Below are 1,993 nucleotides of genomic sequence, written 5' to 3' on the forward strand. Positions count from 1 at the left end.
TTGTTTGATTTTCATCTAACGTTTTTGCATAACTTCTCAACGTTTTCAATGGGACGTTAATCGCTCCATCAACATGATCAACTTCAAATTGCTTTGGAGAACGTACATCTAAAATCAATAAATCATTATTTTGTTTTATAACTTCTTCAGGCGTTATAATTTTGCGTCCTCGAGTAATATTGTGTCCAATCATCCCTGTATAAATAACAGGATCTTTAGTTGTAGAAAAAGGAGGTGCATATGCTAAATCTAAATGAAATAAATCTTCTGCATTGGCACCAAACGTTATAGCAGTAGCTAGTACATCTATTCTCTTATCTACACCTTCATACCCAATAATTTGGGCACCAAGTAATTTAGAATTGTTTTTATCAAATATAGCTTTAATTACCATTTCTTGGCCTTGCATATATTCTGGACGATTCGGTTTCACATTGTGTAATACGTCAATATCAATATCTAAATCAATAGCTTCTTTTTCAGTTAAGCCTGTTTGGGCAATTGTCATATCAAATATACGAACAATGCCTGTTCCTAAAATACCTTTATGTTCTAGATTTCCACCAGTTAATCGATCTCCTAAAATACGTCCCATTTTATTTGCTGTAGAACCTAGCGGTCTATATATAGGGTTACCAGTAATTAAATTATAACTTTCTGCTACATCACCAATTGCATATATGTGAGGAATATTTGTTTCAAAATACTTATTGGTTTGTATTGCTCCAGATTTTCCAATATTAATACCAATTTCTTTAGCTAATTTAGTATTTGGTGTGACACCAATCCCAATAATGATTAAATCTGTATCAATTAATTCGCCAGTTTTTAATCTCACTCTATTTATCGTATGATTTTCATCATAATCAATAATATCTATTTCATTATAGGTATATACGTTAGCTTTATCTTCAATATATTCTTGAATCATAAAACTGATATCGTAGTCTAAATGAGGCATAAAAGTACTACGTTGAACAATTGAAGTATTGTAATTAGATAATTGTTCTAACATCTCTAGACCAATAAATCCACCACCAATGATTGTTATATTCTGAACATCATTGCCCTCAATATAATTATAAATTGCTTTCGCATCATTAATATTTTTAACTTTAAACACATTGTTATATTCTTCGCTATTTAATTGAGGAAGTTCTTTAGGCGATGAACCTGTTGCTAATACTAATTCGTCATATTCTTGAATCATCTTTTCATCATTTACTAAATTGGTAACTGTTATTGTTTGATCAGTATCATTTATCTGATTCACTTCATATTTTGTATAAATATCTATATTAAAGCGCTCTTTAAACCATTTAGCGTTTCGTGGCGTGAGTTCATCAATATCAGATACATTACCGCCTATATAGTAGGGAATACCACATACTGAATACGAAATATCACTATCTTTATCAAAAACGGTAATTTCCACATCTTCACTATTTCTTCTTGCTTTAGCCGCGACACTTGTACCGGCAGCAACTGAACCAATGATTACAATTTTTTTCATTATGATAACCCTCCATAAGGTATGACAAAATAATTATCAAGACTTTCATTTTTAATCTTGTTTATCCAAATTGATTCATCTTCTTTTTTGTTACTAAAAAGGTCATCACGTTGATTTAGCGTAACTAACGATTGATTAACAACCCACCAATTATGGCCTATATTAGCTCTATTTAAATCTTCTACTAAACGTTTAGATTCTAAATAAGGTGTTTTTTCTGCTAGTGTTACGATTATCATCTGTGTTAAATTTTTATTTTGAATTTTGGGTAATAATGTTTCAACATTACTGGTAGTTTGAGTTGATTTTTTCTTTAGTTCTTTATGATGATTTTCACTAGAATCAAGTAACAGCAAGGTATGGCCTGTAGGAGCTGTATCTACAATTACGTAATCCATGTCTTCTTGATTCTCCATAATGTCACTAAAGGCTTTGAAAAATGCTATTTCTTCTGTACAAGGTGATTTTAAATCTTCCATA

Annotated in this window: 2 protein-coding genes; both read right to left on the bottom strand. The window is 30.7% G+C overall.

Annotated features, from left to right (window positions below):
* Positions 1–1,513: FAD-dependent oxidoreductase (locus tag ACF91D_RS29990; RefSeq protein ID WP_392438370.1), on the bottom strand; the 1,513-nt coding region annotated here is incomplete at its 3' end.
* The coding region (locus ACF91D_RS29995; RefSeq protein WP_392438372.1) for an ArsA-related P-loop ATPase at positions 1,513–1,993 on the bottom strand (481 nt) is incomplete at its 5' end. The genes ACF91D_RS29990 and ACF91D_RS29995, both read right to left, overlap by 1 nt.

It is taken from the genome of Staphylococcus sp. 231237_7MaSpsaltlick, assembly GCF_043107035.1.